General features: G+C 39.7%; 16 protein-coding genes. 3 read left to right on the forward strand and 13 right to left on the reverse strand.

Going from position 1 to position 17,385, the window contains the following annotated elements; genetic code table 11:
• The 3 genes from BGC07_RS02220 to BGC07_RS02230 form a co-directional block, all read right to left on the reverse strand.
• On the reverse strand, positions 1-455 hold a 455-nt coding region (locus tag BGC07_RS02220; RefSeq protein ID WP_139121734.1), incomplete at its 3' end, for a substrate-binding periplasmic protein.
• A 156-nt stretch (positions 456-611) separates the two neighbouring features.
• Positions 612-1,436 carry a MipA/OmpV family protein gene (locus BGC07_RS02225; protein ID WP_069311791.1) on the reverse strand — a complete coding sequence of 275 codons (825 nt, stop codon included), beginning with the start codon at positions 1,434-1,436 and terminating at the stop codon, positions 612-614.
• 326 nt (positions 1,437-1,762) lie between these two features.
• Positions 1,763-2,254, reverse strand: a complete 492-nt coding sequence (locus BGC07_RS02230) for a substrate-binding periplasmic protein (RefSeq protein WP_394332105.1) — start codon at positions 2,252-2,254, stop codon at positions 1,763-1,765.
• A 1,300-nt stretch (positions 2,255-3,554) separates the two neighbouring features.
• Between BGC07_RS02230 and BGC07_RS20435 the strand changes: the two genes are divergently transcribed.
• The 3 genes from BGC07_RS20435 (at position 3,555) to BGC07_RS02240 (ending at position 4,444) form a co-directional block, all read left to right on the forward strand.
• Positions 3,555-3,695: a hypothetical protein gene (locus tag BGC07_RS20435; RefSeq protein WP_158006840.1), complete on the forward strand. Its 141-nt coding sequence runs from the start codon at positions 3,555-3,557 to the stop codon at positions 3,693-3,695.
• The gene (locus tag BGC07_RS02235) at positions 3,659-3,973 is read left to right on the forward strand and encodes a CBS domain-containing protein (RefSeq protein WP_394332127.1); all 315 of its coding nucleotides are present in this window, start codon (positions 3,659-3,661) and stop codon (positions 3,971-3,973) included. The genes BGC07_RS20435 and BGC07_RS02235 overlap by 37 nt, the downstream gene beginning before the upstream one ends.
• Positions 3,974-4,117: 144 nt before the next feature.
• Positions 4,118-4,444: a hypothetical protein gene (locus BGC07_RS02240; RefSeq protein WP_069311793.1), complete on the forward strand. Its 327-nt coding sequence runs from the start codon at positions 4,118-4,120 to the stop codon at positions 4,442-4,444.
• A 39-nt stretch (positions 4,445-4,483) separates the two neighbouring features.
• Here the strand turns inward: BGC07_RS02240 and BGC07_RS02245 are convergent, their stop codons facing one another.
• The 10 genes from BGC07_RS02245 to BGC07_RS02290 all read right to left on the reverse strand — a co-directional run.
• A complete protein-coding gene (locus tag BGC07_RS02245; protein ID WP_069311794.1) occupies positions 4,484-4,690 on the reverse strand; it encodes a hypothetical protein in 207 nt (68 codons plus the stop codon).
• A gap of 7 nt (positions 4,691-4,697) precedes the next feature.
• Complete coding sequence (locus tag BGC07_RS02250) at positions 4,698-7,886, reverse strand: autotransporter outer membrane beta-barrel domain-containing protein (RefSeq protein ID WP_069311795.1); 3,189 nt, start codon at positions 7,884-7,886, stop codon at positions 4,698-4,700.
• Between the two features lie 77 nt (positions 7,887-7,963).
• Entirely contained in the window at positions 7,964-9,358 is a 1,395-nt protein-coding gene (flgL, locus tag BGC07_RS02255; RefSeq protein WP_069311796.1) for a flagellar hook-associated protein FlgL, read from the reverse strand.
• 22 nt (positions 9,359-9,380) lie between these two features.
• Positions 9,381-12,368, reverse strand: coding sequence for a flagellar hook-associated protein FlgK (gene flgK / locus BGC07_RS02260; protein WP_069311797.1), 2,988 nt, complete (start codon positions 12,366-12,368; stop codon positions 9,381-9,383).
• A gap of 93 nt (positions 12,369-12,461) precedes the next feature.
• Positions 12,462-13,238 carry a rod-binding protein gene (locus BGC07_RS02265; RefSeq protein ID WP_069311798.1) on the reverse strand — a complete coding sequence of 259 codons (777 nt, stop codon included), beginning with the start codon at positions 13,236-13,238 and terminating at the stop codon, positions 12,462-12,464.
• A 26-nt stretch (positions 13,239-13,264) separates the two neighbouring features.
• Positions 13,265-14,362: a flagellar basal body P-ring protein FlgI gene (locus BGC07_RS02270; protein WP_069311799.1), complete on the reverse strand. Its 1,098-nt coding sequence runs from the start codon at positions 14,360-14,362 to the stop codon at positions 13,265-13,267.
• Positions 14,363-14,370: 8 nt separating this feature from the next.
• Entirely contained in the window at positions 14,371-15,066 is a 696-nt protein-coding gene (flgH, locus tag BGC07_RS02275; RefSeq protein ID WP_069311800.1) for a flagellar basal body L-ring protein FlgH, read from the reverse strand.
• A gap of 73 nt (positions 15,067-15,139) precedes the next feature.
• Positions 15,140-15,925 carry a flagellar basal-body rod protein FlgG gene (gene flgG, locus BGC07_RS02280; protein WP_069311801.1) on the reverse strand — a complete coding sequence of 262 codons (786 nt, stop codon included), beginning with the start codon at positions 15,923-15,925 and terminating at the stop codon, positions 15,140-15,142.
• Positions 15,926-15,953: 28 nt separating this feature from the next.
• On the reverse strand, positions 15,954-16,691 hold the full coding sequence (locus BGC07_RS02285; RefSeq protein ID WP_069311802.1) for a flagellar basal body rod protein FlgF: 738 nt from the start codon (positions 16,689-16,691) through the stop codon (positions 15,954-15,956).
• 89 nt (positions 16,692-16,780) lie between these two features.
• Positions 16,781-17,385: flagellar hook-basal body complex protein (locus tag BGC07_RS02290; RefSeq protein ID WP_139121735.1), on the reverse strand; the 605-nt coding region annotated here is incomplete at its 5' end.

Below are 17,385 nucleotides of genomic sequence, written 5' to 3' on the forward strand. Positions count from 1 at the left end.
TTTATTCCTTTAAATTTATTATAATTAAACCCCATGACTCCACCAACACGGTACTTCTTTAGTTCATTCAATGACTTAATATTCGGAGAAGTTATAAAATTATTTTTTCGATAAAAGAGATCTAAGTGAGTTGTATAAATTGGCTTACTAAAAAAAGCAAACTCCTTTCTCTTTTCTTGGTAAGATGAGTTAGGAACCAAGTCTATATGTCCAAACCGTGCCTTTTCTAAGCACCTTTTCCACGGATAAACATAATGTTTAAGAGTTATATTTTGAGATTGCATAGCTTTATTAACAATATCATAAGCAATCCCTTCAAGCTCACCTTTATTATTCTTAAAAATATATGGATATTTTAGTTCTTCTTCCCAACATACAGTTAACGTGTTGCATATAGTTATTATCGGTGACCCTATAAGAAATAAAACAAGCAAGTATAAGGATAGCTTTAACATGAATGGCCTATAGAAAGATTAGGGCTTATAACCAAATTATAGACAGTCAAAGGTGTTTCACTATGGAGAACAAAGAAGAAGACATAAAAACACCAAAGACAAATCAAAAATAACAAATAAACTGCCAAATGGAATAGAAAACTAAAATTAACTGAGTCAGAACCGATAGCTAAAAGCAACGCCGCCAAACCACTGATTTGCTGTACCTGTTTCTCGAACAATTGAGCTATCCTTCGCATCATCAAGTAAACGAGTATATTTAGCAAGAATATATGTAGACCAAGATTTATTTAAAATATAATTAGTCATTAAAAATACACCAGCATCTTTAATGCCTGGCTTCGCATCATATTGGCTTATACCACTATTGACTGAGTCTGCAGCAGAAATACCATAAAAACTTTGCATGTAATCAGAGCTAGCGTAGGTTGCGCTCAACCCTGAGATAATAAATACTCTCTTACTTAGTGGTGTTGAGTAATTTACTCCAAAGTTAACTGTATAGCCTTGGTTATTTCCGTTAATGTCTTTTAAAACATTCGTGCGTAAAGATAATTTATCATAAGGTATAACCACCTTATAAAAACTATATGATAAGTAAAAACCAGCGAATAAACCTTTATCTACTTCCGATAACTTATCTACTTGCTGATTACCAGTGTCATTGCCCCTCCCCATTGAATACCTCAAGGATGGGCCAAGATTAATTATTTTGCTGGGAACAACATTTGCTGTCCAATTTAACCCATTGAGATCAATACGATAGTCACCATGTTTTAAAGAAAAGCTCCCTAAAGGAATGATTTTATAATTTTTACTACCGGAGTATTCTGGAGAAGTTCCCACACCCAATGATAAAGCGTACTCCCGTGCACTTGCACTAGGCGGCTTAATTCTTGTTTCTGCAGTAGCAAGTAGTGCCGAAGCAGTATTAGATATACTTAAACAGGCAATTGTCGCTACCCAAGCCAGTCTTTTCATAAGCTCATCAAAATTAAAACTATCACTTTAGAAAGTATAGACAGGCAAAATCAACTCAATCTCGAAAAACAAAAAATAATCGCGATAAAATCAATAATGCGCACCACCTTACAACACCCCACCCCCTAAGAAGTACCTTTACTTGGTCTCTTACATAGGGACACTTTCTCTAACCTCCCCTTTGCTATCATCTAGGTTACAGCTAAATCCAAGCTCTTTTTTTAAGATATATGTTGCCTCTGCAGAAAGGCTGTTCAGCTTATCAAATTCTTCAAAAATTTCTTGCTGGCATTGGTTAAAATAGCACAATTTTAGAAGTAGTGTTTTCACTCAATATTATTTTTTAACTGATTATTTACATAAAAATCTGTGTAATATGATAAAAGTGCATTTACTAATCGTGGATAGCTTTTATTAGATACTATCTCCAGTTCTGCTTTTTTCAAATAATCTATATATTTTGATTGCTTTGACATTGAAATATATAACCTGCCATTTTCTATCGGGTGAATAGGATGGGGTAAAGGGACTATCTTATCCTTATAGCCATACAATGCGGATTGGATTAAGCCCGTTTGCAAACCAGTTGCAATCAAATCAATTCGTCCAATAGCCAGTTTATCATAATTTTGTTTCCTAGACGAAACTCGATCTACTAGAGTATTTTTTTCTACAAAGGTATCAAATTCCTGCCCCATACTAACACCTTGAACCATACCTACTCTCTTACCTTTTAAGTCCTCCCAACTTTTAAAAGTAAATTCATAACCTTCTCTCACAAATACAGCAGTTTTATTGAAACCCATTGGGGTCGTCATAAAATCTGAATAAACTTCCCTGTTCTTATTTTTAAATGCACAGATGTTAAGGTCTACCTTCCCTAATTTAACTAATTCTTGACAACGTGCCCACGGCCCAACATAGCTATGATCAACCTCAAAACCTAAATTGCCAAAAACAATTGTAACTACATCTGCACAAACACCAACGATTCTATCTCCATGCTTCCAATTCCAAGGTGGATAATCTGGATGCCCACATGCAGTAAGTACATTTTTTTTGTGCTATCACGGCAGCAGAAGTAAAACAAATAATAGTAGTCAATACCAGTATTAATAATAATGAGGCTCTCATTGAAAGATATAGTCCATGAATACGCTTATAATTAAAGCTAGACAAATTAGCCAGATCTATCAATGTGAAAGTAAGCCTAACTCATTATCGAGCTTCTACATCGTCATCGCCAAGGAAGCTCTCATTATTGGTTATTTGTCGTATGATGTTTTTTTATGTCAGCCCTATATTTGAAAGGTGATGGTCATAAGTTGTGAATATCTTTTACCTTGATAGAAATATAAAAAAAGTGCACTCAGTATCACTGTGGTGCGCATGTAATTAAGATGATTTTAGAATCAGCTCAAATATTAGTCCGGTTTTGAAGCACACTAAAAGCCAGCTCATCAGAGCCATCCATGTACACTTTGGGCTGGAGAGCCTTTGGATAATTGGTTATGGTTGAAATATTTAGTATTGGCACTGAATCGTGAATATAAATATCGTTTTAACCATAGGAAATCTCATAAATCAGCGCTTGTGGTAGAGGAGTATCAATAACCTAAAATACATACTCAAGATCCTTAATTCCCTTGTTAAGAGTATCTATTCAAAGATGTGCAGCTTCAACTAGGATCAGCTAATATTTTTATTCAGCCTTTACAAAAGTTCCCCTTCTATAAAAATAAACATTTAGAGCTATTACTAACACCGAGTGGGCATACACATCCGGTTTCTAGCTAGCTAAGAGTTGCGAAAGAATAAATTGAAATAATGACTATAATTGCAAGTGCAAATATCCAATATGACCTCATAAGCCCCCCAAGAAGCATTTTGCAATTTAACGCAAACATTGTGCCATCATTACAAGCCAGGGAGTGCTAAGCACGTGGTGAATAGACCGAACTAAGATCGGACTTTTATTATGGAAGCTGAGAAGTGTACGGAGCACACTAAGCTCAAAATTCATATGCCGCACAGATATCTTTTATGGGCCTAGGTTGATTTATATCAATTTTATATTTTTTAAACAATATACAATGCCCCTGAACTAAGGAGAAAAATATGAAACAAAGCACATCAATTTCAAAATTAATGAACACTGACCTTGTAACCGTTAACCAAACTACTCTATTTAGTGAGTTACGCCCAATTATGGAGAAAACGGGATCAACCACCTTCCCGTTGTTGATGGCAAGAAATTGATTGGGATCATCAGCTATAAAGACGTATTAAAAACAAGTTTTAGTGATCGTTATTCTAACCAAAAGGAAACGGATCAGTTATTAGATCATACCGTTTCAGTATCAGACTTTATGACCAAGGATATTATAACCATTAAAGAAAGTGATACAGTCAAGCATGCAACACAAATGCTTGTCGAGCGCACTTTTAATGCTCTACCTGTGGTCGATAGCCACCAAGATTTAGTGGGTATTATTACTTCACATGACCTCTTAGTGTTTCTATTGGATCAATATTAATGCCCACACAGCCATACAACTGTTAAGTCTGTGTGGCTGCTCTATCCCATAGGGAATACGTCATCATTTTTAAATTAAAGGAATCCAAAAACAGGCGGATAGCTCTCATCACAGCTCATACCTATTTATTAAAGAAGCAAAAAGATGGATTTAGAACGATTGCATCAGTGGCTGATTGGCAGCCGAGTGCAGAAATTTCCGGTCAAGCCGCTCAAAGAAGAAAGCCTTTGCGCTTACTGGCAAGAGGATCAGCTTTATATAAGATACTGTGAAACAGCTGACTTTACCACTCACCGCACACTCTTTGATCAAGTCATACAGTTTAATCACGGTACGGTCATCAGCTTTAATAATGAAAGCATCAATGAACTCCTCAGTGAGCTACAAGTCAAACTGCAAGTTGGCGGCTGCTATAATCTAAAAATCACAGAGAATAATCAATTTGAAGTCGTCTCAAGTGTCATGAAATAAATTCACCATTAGCAAGTTTGAGTATTAAGTGTTAGTTTTTTAGAAACGCAATCTAGCCTTCAACGACCCTGCATGCTCTTTTGTATACTTACTCCAAGTGTAATCATAATTCAAAGATAAATTAATCCCCCAAACACCATACATTGTTAAGCCAACACCAACATTATACTTAATGCGTTCAGGAGTTGGCCCAATAAAATCGCCATTAATATCTACAACCCCTGGAATAATATAATTCGCATTCACCTTGAATCTATCGCCAAAAATCATCGTAAAATACTCGACCATGCAATTCAGGCTGAAATATTCTTTCTTTTCCTGAGCGAATATCATATTTAATTTGGGCTCCTAACCCTAGTGTCCATATTTTATAGTCTTTTGCATTAATCACGAAGCCGTCATTATTTTCTTGCATAAGGCCATACGTTAAGTAATCAAAATTACTCGAAGCTAAGCCTGTTAAAGTCAAATTTTGACTTAACTGTAAATCATATCCTCCTTTTAAACTTAAAAAATATTGATCACCTTCAAACTCAGCAGTATATAACTCATTAAAACCACTATCAAAGCGATTCGATTGATATTGATTTCGGCTATAGCCTAAAATACCCACAACAAAATAGCGATTAGTTAACTGAGATAAGTAAAGACCTACTTGGCGACCTGTTAACGTTAACTCTGAAGATGATGGGGTTTCATTATTTTCTATCATATCGGAATGATTTTTATTATAACCAAAAGCAACACCTAAGGATGTCACATGGCCTCTACGCTCAAATTTTGAACGGTCTAAAGCTAATATCACTCCCCCTAAATTTGCTTGGTAACCATCATAATCATCATAAGGTTGCTGGTTAGTGCGAGTACCGTAGACCTTTGTCCATATTGAGTTTTTCTTTACCCTTGGTTTTGCTTTAATTTGAGTTCGATGTTTATTTTTATAACTTCTGCTTCCTGTAGACACACCTGAAGTATTATCTTCAAAATAAGCAATCCTTAAGTTCTGCCCTTTTGCTTGCCTTGTTTTTTCCACAACATGATTAACCAGCACGCGAGAGTTCAATTGCCCAGAAGTGGGTAATGCTACGCTGGTCACAGGCGTTGGTGGCGTTGGATCAATGACATTATCTGGATTATTAAAGACCTTACCCGAACCACTGAATGTAGCTGGGATATTTACAGCAGGAGGCGTAACAGCAACTTTGGGGGGTTCTACTAATGTTCCCTCTGCTTCTAATGCAACATTGAGAACAACATTACCTGTATTATCAAAGCCGATACCCTGATTTGTCCCCTCTCCAGACATTAGTTTAATGGGTTGATTACCAATGCTTGGTTGGCTAACCCCTCCCCCTTTAGCATCGACATAAACCACCTCTTTTATTGGAACATTGATCGCCGCGTTATTAGATGCCACTCCTGCAACTGCCGTTCCTGAAATCAAAACCAAAATTTCTTTAGTGTTGCTATTTAGGTGCTCTTTAACATCTTCTTTGATATGCACATGAAACGTTTGGCCTGTAGCATCGACCCCTCCTTTACTTGTTAAGGTGAATGCACTTGCGACTTCATTAGCTTTGTCATAACTATGAATACTAGTCACTAATATAGAGTTATCTTTAGAAATATAACTAGGTTGAGTTGTGACTAAATTGGTTATGACTCTTTGATATTTTTCATTAAAAAAACTATTTAAAATAATCTTTCCTGTTGACTCATTAATAATTGATCCTTCAATATCAGAATTTAATAGAATCGTCCCCTTATTTATTATATCGGCAGTAACTGATGTGTAATCTGGTTGATTACCATTTAAATCTAAGTTTACTTCATTCAAGACGATATTTGTTCCTTTGCCTACAGTCATTTTTACTGTTTGGCCTGCCCCTTTAATTGCGCCATTCACCGTTAATAAATGTAATATATTCGTTTGTGAATCATCTATCACGTCTAAGGTTTCAATTGTTTCAAACTCATTGATTGCTGTCTTAGTTACATTACATTCCGAATTTCCATTACTATTAAATATTGCACTTTTATTCATTTGTGAAACTTTGCTTGAAGGGTTGCAACCAGGGTTAATCATAACCAGGCCTTTCTCAAGGTCCACTTTCAAGCTGTCGCTCGCTCCTTGAGTGCCGCCATCTGCAGCGTAAATACTACTCCCTTGAGGAAAATTGCCACTTAAACTGCGCCCAACCAATATTACATTATTACCATCAGTGCTACTCTTATCTACTCCACTATCACCACTACCATAGAAAACCCCTTTAATGATTCCAGAACTTATTAATAGATCTTGCCCTGAACCACCTTTAACATCCCCAATAATTAAATTATTATTCACAATATTATTAACATCTGTGCTGGTTTCGATATTAATATCACCCTCTATAACCCCTAAATTAGTAATATTAATTTTCCCGATGCCGGTCAGTGTTGATTCACTACTCGTTTCAATAGCATTAGGGATTTCCCCTGCTTCATTGATATTGCCATGTTTCACCGTAGCAATGCTTGAAATATTAATTGTTGTCTCGCCGGCTTCACGAATGAAAATAGCTGGAGCACCTTTTTCAACCTGCTTATCTTGATAGGTATTCGCTGTGCCGGTTTGAAGCACTTTAGTTAACCCGGCTACTCCTCCTTGAATAAGGACTGATCCCAAGGTTAATGCCTGAGCTGAGCTATCATAGCCAATATTAAGCGTTGTTTTGTCTGCATGATAAATATAAACCCCTTGGCCCGCCTGGCCACCAGAGCCAGGGGAAATTCCCGATGTTTTGTAAAGCGCACCATTACCTCCATTACCTCCAATCAGATCCGCTGAGATATTTAGCACAGCCTCTAAATTATTAGTCTTTTCATCTAAATAAATAGCTGATCGACCATGGCCCCCTCCATTTAAAGAGACAAAGTTCACACCGGAGCGACCACTTCCTCCTGTAATTCTCCGATTTAAATTAGCGGTTATATCAATACGCTGCCCAGAAGCTGCTTCACCATCAAAATGTAGGCCATGATTACTTTCTGAGGTAATTTGGCCATAGCCATGACGGCCACCGACAACCTCTGTATTTAAGTTAAATGTCACCTTATTTGTTGTTTTAATATTAACTTCGATTCCATCCCCTCCTGCAAAGCCGGTATTACCCGCAGTAAGAGGCAAAACGTCCGAGCCAGGAGAGCCAAGCTTACCTGACCCACCGACGACCGTTGCACCTAAAATATTAACCGTTGGTGACCCAGATAAGATATTCACACAAACCGTGTCATCCCCAGCACTTGTTGAAACTTTGGGAATCGGTGACGTATTTATAATATTAACTGTCGATGAGCTGTTAACATCCTGACTGACAACACAAGCGGAATAACTAACATTAATCATCTGAGATATAAATAATATTATATAATAGAGAAAAAAATTTTTTTTTCTTATCATCGCACTCTTTATTTTTATTAGTTCCCCTCGCAATAAAATAACTGCTGCATAAAGAGTGCCAATTTAGTTTTTAAAAATTATAAGAAATTAAATAATGTCAAATTTTGAACCCGAGAAAATGCAAGCTGTGTTGCCTGTAGTGTTGTTTGCAAAATAGAAAGTTCACTGACCGCCTGAGCAAAATCAAGGTCTGATATCTCACCCAACGCTTTTCGCTGACTTAAAATAATATTACTACTCACGTCTTCTTGTAAGCGAATATTCTCTTGACGCAGTCCAACTTCTGTCGTCACAGCTAAAGCAGAGTCACTTGCCTCATCAATACTGGCAATCATACGTTGTATCTGGTCATTAACAGCAATATTCGCTTCTGAACTACCAACAACATGACTTTTTAAAAATTTAGCAAAGTCATTAATGACATTTAAGACGTTTTTCTGCTCTTCGGCTTCAACAATAAAACGGTCACCACGCTGAGGCCCACGAGGCAACCCCGTGGCTGCATCTTTAATGCTTTGATCCATCGTCACTTCAACAACCATACCGTTGATATTAATAACTGTCGGTTCAACGATATTATCCGATGAAGTTGGCCTTTTAACTGTTAACCCTTGCATCGGTTGGCCGTCATCACCGGTAATAACCTTGCCTGTTGTTGCAGAATAAACACTAAAAGTCTGTGCATCATTCGTTGCCGCTGTGGTTCCATCAACATCCGTCGGTGCTGCAGGTGGAACTCCACCAATCAATGGTTCAAATTGAATAATATAGTTTTCAGGAGGTTGTTGTGATCGTTTCCATTTTAGTGCATCTGTAACATAGCCTGTTGATATGTTCGCTGTAGGGGCATTATTTGAAGTAACACTAATTGCATTATTAATATTTGCTGTGGTCTTAGCGAACATCGCTTGTGAGAAAAAAACCTTCTCACCGCTATCAGAAACAGGAATCTCCAGCGTCTCACCTAATCTTGCTAGCGCCTGAACATCATTTCCTTGATAGGTATAAGACCCACTATTATCTTGAACAAAAGGCTGCTGAGTCATCTTTGAACCAGCAAAAATATACTCACCATTACGATCACGGGAATTTGCCAACTGCACAATTGATCCTAACAGCGCTTCAATCGAAGTGCCAATTTCACGCATATCGGTAGTACTTAAGCCACCATTACCCGCTTCAATCGTTCTAACTTTAACGGCCCGTAATAAGTCGGTAATACTCGTTAATACCGAACCTTCAAGCTCTAATCGATTTCTCGCTGAGACCATATTATCACCAAACTGCTCTTTTTGGGCGATGCTATTTTTAAGGGCAACCACTCTTAGCGCATCAATAGGATTATCTGCCGCGGTCAGTATTTTTGAGTTTGATGCAATCTGATCTTGCACTATTGCTAATTCTTTTTGCCGTTTAGCAAGGTTGTCTATCGTTGTATTAAAGACCGATGCTGTTGATACACGAGTAACCATAACATCCTCCTTTAGCCATTAATTAGCCTACGGCCTGAATTAAAGTATCAAACATATTCTGTGCCACAGTAATTGCACGCGCCGATGCCTGGAAAGCTTGCTGAAATTGAACCAAATTAGCTGCTTCTTCATCAAGATTAACACCCATAATTGAATCACGCTTTTGTTGAGCTTGTTTTTGTAAGGTTTCACTCGCATTTAAATCAATAATTGATGTTTCTGTTTTAGTGGCAACAGAAGAAATTAAATTTTCATAGCCTTGACTAATTGAATTTGTTGCATTGCCTAAGCTATCTGCAGTTAATACTTTTTCTTGCTGAATTTTTGCCAACTCAATCGCATTTGAATTATCACCAATACCATCGGTATTGTAGCCCACTGTAAACATATCGCCTTTCGTTGGCGTTCCTGTGATTTGAATACGATAACCCGGATCATAATTAGTCGCAGGCACGGTTGTACTATCTACTAACGGGAAAACATCTGGATTTTGAGGATCATAATGCTGCACATTACCTATCGGTTTCAATGTCCCTGACATCGCATAAACCTGATAGCAGGTATCATCAATAAATTGTATTTTAATTGGTGGATCAAGCTGACCAGGACGATCAGGATGAAACGCATTACGTGGAATATTTAAGGCCACCCCCTCAACAAAACCACCATACTCAGGATTATTTCCAGATACTTTTAATGTACTACCAGCCACTGCTGCTGTGACTGTCACTTGACCTTTTTGAAAATTTTCTTGTGCAGCACCAGTCAGTGAGAAGTTACTAAAATTCGCCTGAGTACCGCCATTATTCCCAGTGGTTGAAATTTTAATCGTTTTCCCTTGATTCTCAGTCACAACAACATGAGCATCGGCTGTGAATTTCTGCTCTAACGTAGTGCTATTACCAGCCGTACGAATCGCATCACGAATCGCGGTAGTATCCGCATAAGTTGCACCAAGCTGTATCCCATTAATGACTAAATCTTCTGCTGCAATCACCCCACCATTATATTGGCCGATATTCATGATTTCTTTCGCTTCACTATCAAAGCTTAATCCAGCGGCAAGTGCCGTCGGGCCTAAGGTAATATTTAAAGGTTCACCGGTTTGCGACTTTACGACTAAATCGGCTTGCGCGCTAATATTGCCGGATAAAGCAGTAATTGCCGTCACCACTTCTTCAACATCACGGACCCCAGCAGCAATTCCCAGCGGCGTTGCCGCCAAATTGGCGCCTGAAGCGCCACCAAAGGTCTCAACCGTAAAATCAGACCCACTCGCTCCTAACCAATCTCCATCCGTATAAGCACCTAAATCTAGCGTCGTTTGTGCTGTAGGAGTCACTCCTGCGACATTTGCAGTAATCGCGTCAAATAAGGCCCTTGCTGAAGGGTCAATAGGTGCCGCAGGAATCGCGACATCATCAGCTGTTGCACCTGCGACAGAAAACAATAAATCACCACTTTGAGGGGTATTTAAATCTGTTAATTTACTCACTAAAGCTGGCTGAGTTGCAATTAATGTATCTGACGTTGTTGATAAGTTAGAAAAATTAACCGGCTGATTCGTCGATACCATATCAGTCACTTGAATTTTACCAGACCCCAAGTTTGTTTGAGCCTCACGCGCCTCCACAGGCCAGGCTAAAGCTAGTTTTTTGGGGTCTGTAATATCAACCTCTATTCCTCTCGCTAAGCCTTGCATCGGCCGTATCAAATAACGGTCTTTATCGACAAATCCGCCCGTTGTTAAGCTTATTTTCATCCCTTGTACTTGAATAGGAAACTCACTAATCGCCCCTGAAGTTACTGAAGCTTGATCACTTTGGCGAATTAATTCAAAGCTTGTCCCTGTGATAATAAGCTCGTACTCTTCGGCCTCTAAATCTTTAACTCCTGTTGCCGGCTTATTTGGAATAGAAACAGTATCTGCGGCAAACTCTCCTAGCTCAACCGATAACGTGGCTGTGCCTTTATTTGCTGAGTTCGGTAATACCCGCTGTTTAACAATCGTTGATAAATTCAGGTCTTTAAAAAAATCTTGACCTAGAGCACTGTTAAAGTCCATGCCGACTTTATGTTGAGTATTGGTTGTTTGGATCAATCCTGCAGCAACTAACCCTAACTCTCTTAATGCAGGGTCCAGTAAATCATTGCGTACATCGATCAATCCTTTAACTCGCCCTCCTTGAACTTCTTTAGTAATGTCTGTAGTCACGTTCTTTTTAATATCTTTAAGAAATAAATTTTTTATAGATGCATCTTGTGCACTTGCCTCAGCAACCACAGTGATAGACGTCCCTCCGGTAACAAGAGACTGCCCCGACCCGACAGAAACATCAACGGTTCCGTCCGCATTTTCAAAAGCAGAAATATTAACAAATTTTGCAAGTTCTTCTAATAAACGGTCTCTTTCATCGAGTAAATCATTAGGAGTCGCTCCACCACCAGCACCTACGGCATCTCGCACTTGATCATTAACAATGGCAACCCGTTTTGCAATTTGAGTAATATTATTAGCCGCATCTGTCATCTCACGGTTCACTTCACTTGTTAATTGGCTAATCTCCGTTTCAATTGCATGAAAGCGTGATGTTAAACGGCCCGCTTCCCCCAAAATGTTTTGCCTTAATGAAACCGATGTTGGATCATTCACTCCTTCATTAAGTGCACCAAAATAGTCTTCCAATGCCGATGATAAACTTGTTGTTTCATTAGAAACGAGATTATCCGTTCTTTCTGCAATACGATGAAATATATCACTTTCTGAAAAGGCAGTCGTGCTACTACGTAGTTGCGATATAGCAAATTGATCGGCTAAACGTTCTATTCGGTCAAGTTGAACGCCAGAGCCGATTAACTGACCTGAAGCAGCATCTCCCTGCACATTCGATATTAGAGCTCGCTGACGTGTATAACCTGGAGTACTTGCATTAGAAATATTGTTCGCAGTAACGTCTAATTGCGCTCTAGCGACATTCAAACCTGTGATACTAATATCAAGTGCACCCATGGCTTACTCCGAGTTTACCTTTAAAGATATCGATTCCATTTGGTTCATTCACCTACCCCTTATCGACATCATAAACATTTACTTAAATCCATTTTATTTACCTTTTAACATTGAACTTCTCGAGACATTTAAAAGCTGTTGTAATTTCTCAGGTTCTTTTGGGTATAAGGTCGATTGAATCAACTTAAAAAAGTCGTTATCTGCTAATTTTTGACCCTCATCACTTAAAGTTCCCAAACGTTTTTCCAAAAAGCCTTGATAAGCCGAAATAGCGTCCTCTATTGTTTTAAACCCAGTACTCTCACCTAAGTTAAAACGCTTTGGAGAGCCAAATAAATTCACCTGATTTTGCCCATGTCCTTTAAACATGCTCAAACTTCCCCAGCCCGTTTCCACAGCAGCATGAGCTAGCATGGCTTTTTTACTCACCCCCAATTGATTCGATAATGTCTCTAGGTGAGGCTCCAAGGTCTCTAATAATTGCTTAAATGCAGTTTGTGCATCTTGTTCTGGTTCTTTTTGTAGTTGCTTATTTACATGTAAGATTTGCTCAGGACTCGCCTGCTGAGAGAGATAACGAACTAAAGCATCAGTTAAACCAATTCCACCATTCTCAGCCAAATTTAAGCTCAATTGATCATCGTATAAATCTTGGTAAAAGTCCTGATACGAGCTTTTAAAAAGATCACTTTCTAACTCTTTACTGGCTTTTCTCATGCTATCGAGCGCCATTTTAATAAAAATGGATTCAAATTGCCCAGCCACTGCACGCAATGTTTTATCATCGGCCTTTTTTGCATCCGCTTTTAGAGCTTGAAACTTTGAAAAATCAAAGGCATTGCTCACTTGTTGTGCAGGTATAGAGTCCATTATTTATCAAACCTTCTCATTTCCAATTAAATAACAACTAATTCCGCATGCAAAGCACCAGCAGCTTGCAAAGCTTCTAGAATTTCTATTAAATCCCCCGGCCCCACACCCACTTCATTCACCGCGCGGACAATACCTTTTAATGTCGGCCCGGGGCTAAAAACAAACATCGGATTATTTTGCTGATCAACATTAATTTGTGACTCTGGAACAGTGACCGTTTCTCCACCACTTAACGCATTCGGTTGACTCACTCTCGTGGTCTCTTCAATCGTTACTATTAAATTGCCATGGGTCACTGCCGCGGGGCTGACTTTCACATTTTTACTGATAACAACGGTTCCTGTTCGAGAGTTTACAATCACACGTGCAGGTGCCTCAGCTGACTTCACTCTTAAATTTTCCAACACAGCCACAAACGTCACTTTTTGTGCCGGATCTTTAGGCGCACTGACCCAAATAGACGTCGAATCCAAAGGGCGAGCAGAACCCGGCCCTAAAAATTGATTAATTACATCCGCCATCCATTTTGCCGTGGTAAAGTCCGGTGATTTTAAGTTAAAAACAATATGATCATCATTATTAAAAGGGCTGGGAACTTGCTTTTCAACAATAGCCCCTCCTGGAATCCGGCCCACACTTGGCACATTAACAATCAATTTAGAACCATCTTTACCCTCTACGCCCAAACCACCAACAACCACACCGCCTTGTGCCAAGGCATAAACACGCCCATCGGCCCCTCTTAATGGCGACATTAATAAAGTTCCACCGACCAGGCTTTTCGAGTCCCCTAAGGACGATACAGTAACATCGATACGCTGACCGGGTTTTGCAAATGCCGGCAACTCAGAACTTAATGCGACAGCCGCAACATTTTTCATTTTCGGTTCAACGCCTGGGGGCAGTTTAATGCCTAAATTCGATAACATGCGCTTAAAACTAGCAGTGGTAAAATTTGCATTATCTCCCGTACCATTTAACCCAACCACTAAACCATAACCAATCAATTGATTACTGCGCACACTGGCAATGCGGCTAATATCTTTAATTCTCTGCTCAGCGTAACTTGAGCTTATAAAAATTAAAGAAATTAATAATACGATCCAGTGTATTCTTTTCATTTATTCCCCTAAAATGGCCAAATCACACTGCCAAAGAAACGTGACAACCAACCCTGTCGACTCGAATCTGCAAACGAACCGGTGCCACTATAAGCGATTCTGGCATCTGCAATTTTTGTCGACTGCACCGTATTTGTTGAATCCACATCATCAGGACGCACGATACCCGATAAACGAATATACTCTTGCCCAGAATTTAACTTCATCCATTTCTCACCACGGACCATTAAATTGCCATTGGCTAAAATACGGGAGACCGTCACAGTAATCGATCCCGTTAAGCTATTTTCCTGTTTCGCATCGCCTTTACCCTGGAATTTTCTTTCCTGGCTCACTGTCCAGTTTTCATCCACTAAACGGCCCAATACCGGAATTGATTTGGCCGGCGAAGGTAAAGCCGTTCCATCCATAGCAAGTTCATCTTTTTTCTCGATTTTATTATCTGCTTTTTTCGAGGCTTTATTACTTTCATTAAATTCAACCGTTAAAATATCACCGACTTGAAAAGGCATAATCGTATTGTATAAAGAACTGCCATAGCGTGTTTGATAAATCGCACCACCTTGATATTCTGGAATATGCGCAGTCGCTGGAGGAATCGGCGCATAACGCGGATCACCCGGCTCTGGTCCAACAATATAGCTACAGCCACTCATCAACCCTGTTATTGCTAACAAGAAAACAATATCCCTGGTTTTTCTCATACTAATATTAATTCTCTTCAAATCTACTTTCACCTATACCTGTCTCTATTTCTTTTTAGATTTTTATTTATGTTTAAATTGTCTGATTTAAAAATTGCATCATGCCATCTGCGGTCGATATTGATTTAGAATTCATCTCATAGGCTCTTTGCGTTTCAATCAAACCAATGAGTTCCTCAACCACATTCACATTCGACGCTTCTAGTTCACCTTGGCGCGTGCTGCCATAAGCATCCGAATCAGGGTCACCTAAGGTCGGTGCGCCACTGGCAACGGTTTCTTTAAATAAATTATTTCCTTGTGGCTCCAGTCCCGCATCATTAACAAAGGTTGCCAACTGAATCGTTCCTAAGACTGTCGGTGTCACGGCCCCGGGTGTGGTTGCCGACACTTGACCATCAACACCGATGGTGACCGTTAATGCATCCTGGGGCACATCAATTTGTGGCACCAGAGGGTTACCTTCAGCAGTGACTAAAGTTCCATTTTCATTACGCGTAAATTGCCCACTGCGTGTGTATTGAGTCGTGCCATCGGGCATAGTAATTTGAAAAAAGCCACGACCATTAATTCTAACATCCAGTGTTCGATTGGTAATTTGCACCGTTCCAGGGTCATGCTGCTTTAGGGTTGCTCCCACCGCAACACCCCGACCGAGCATCAGCCCAGAGGGTAACCTCACCCCTTCAGCATTTTCAGCACCGGCTTGGCGAACATTTTGGTAAAATAAACTTTGGAACACCGCACGGTCTTTTTTAAAGCCTGTCGTGCTAACATTAGCAAGGTTATTAGAAACAACCTGTAACTTTAAATTTTGAGCATCTAACCCGGTTTTACTAATCCATAATGCTGGAATCATATTTCCCTCACTTCACTCGATGCATAGGCTAAATTTGCATAATGCGTACCGACTCTTGTGCATTTGAGCGCATCGCCGCGATCATTTTCACTTGAGTCTCGTATTGCCTAGAAATTTCAATACTGTTGACCAGCGCCGCCACAGAATTCACATTACTTCCTTCTAAAATACGTGATTGAATCACGACATTAGGATCGACCAAAAGAGGCGTATTCTCACCAAACTGAAACAGGCCATAATTGTTTTTATTCATGCTTTCATTAGGCGCATTGACGAGCTTTAGTTGACCAACAACTGTAAATTCAGCATTTTGAACACCCGCCGCTTTAATTAAAATCCGACCATTTTCAGCAATTTGAATATCAGATGCTGGTGGCAAAAGAATCGGGCCGCCATCCCCAACCACCGGATGACCATCTCCGGTTAACAAAGCACCTTCGGGTGTGAGTTTAAAGTCACCACGGCGAGTATAGTTTTCATTACCATCAGGCGCTAAAACAGCAAACCAACCTTCGCCTTTAATCGCCGCATCCAGGTTTCTACCTGTAGTAATCAAAGGCCCTGCTTCAGCACGGTATCCTGGGCGCTCAACCATAGAATAAGCACGACTTGGAAAAAACTCACCGAATACAGGTTGTGCACGAAATTGCTGTAAATCTTCACGAAACCCTGTGGTCGAGGCATTGGCTAAATTATTATTATTTATTGCAAGTTTATTAAACGCCTGCTTGGCACCATTCATTGCAATATAAATTCCATGATCCATGATCACACCCCCTTTTTCATACTAGGGGTGCATAGAGCATGCCAAAGCGAGTAAGTTAACTCGCCCCGGCATGCGTGCCATCCATATCATTAACGGATATTAATAATGGTTTGTGTTACTTGATCTGAGGTTCGAATCGTTTGCGCATTCGCTTGGAAGTTACGCTGTGCAATAATCATCGAAACCAGCTCTTGCGTTAAATCAACATTGGAATCTTCTAATGTTAACGCTTCGATGGAACCAAAGTTTGCCGTCTGCGGCTCACCAATCAGCGGCTGCCCTGAGCTAAAGCTTTCCACCCATTGAGTATTACCCACTGGCGATAAACCATTTTCATTAGGAAAGTTCACTAGCGCGAGCTTACCTAGGGTGCTCGACTGTCCATTACTGTATCGGGCAAAAATAATTCCTGATTTATCGACTTCAATTCCAGACAGCCTGCCCGTTGTAAAACCATCCTGGTTCTTATCAGTTACCGCAAATGGATCACCAAATTGGGTCGATGTTGCCATGTCGATCGTAATCGCCTGTGGATCTGTCGGCTGTGTTGCAGGTCCTGCCGTCGTCGGTGTCCAGTTAATCGTCATTACATCTGAATTTTTCTGATCAACCACAGCCTCATAGATTCGCCCAGTCTCAAATCCCATTGCCGCGGCTTCGCTACCTGAGAACCTAAAGTCACCCGACACTGTTT

It is taken from the genome of Piscirickettsia litoralis (assembly GCF_001720395.1).
Lineage (GTDB): Bacteria > Pseudomonadota > Gammaproteobacteria > Piscirickettsiales > Piscirickettsiaceae > Piscirickettsia > Piscirickettsia litoralis.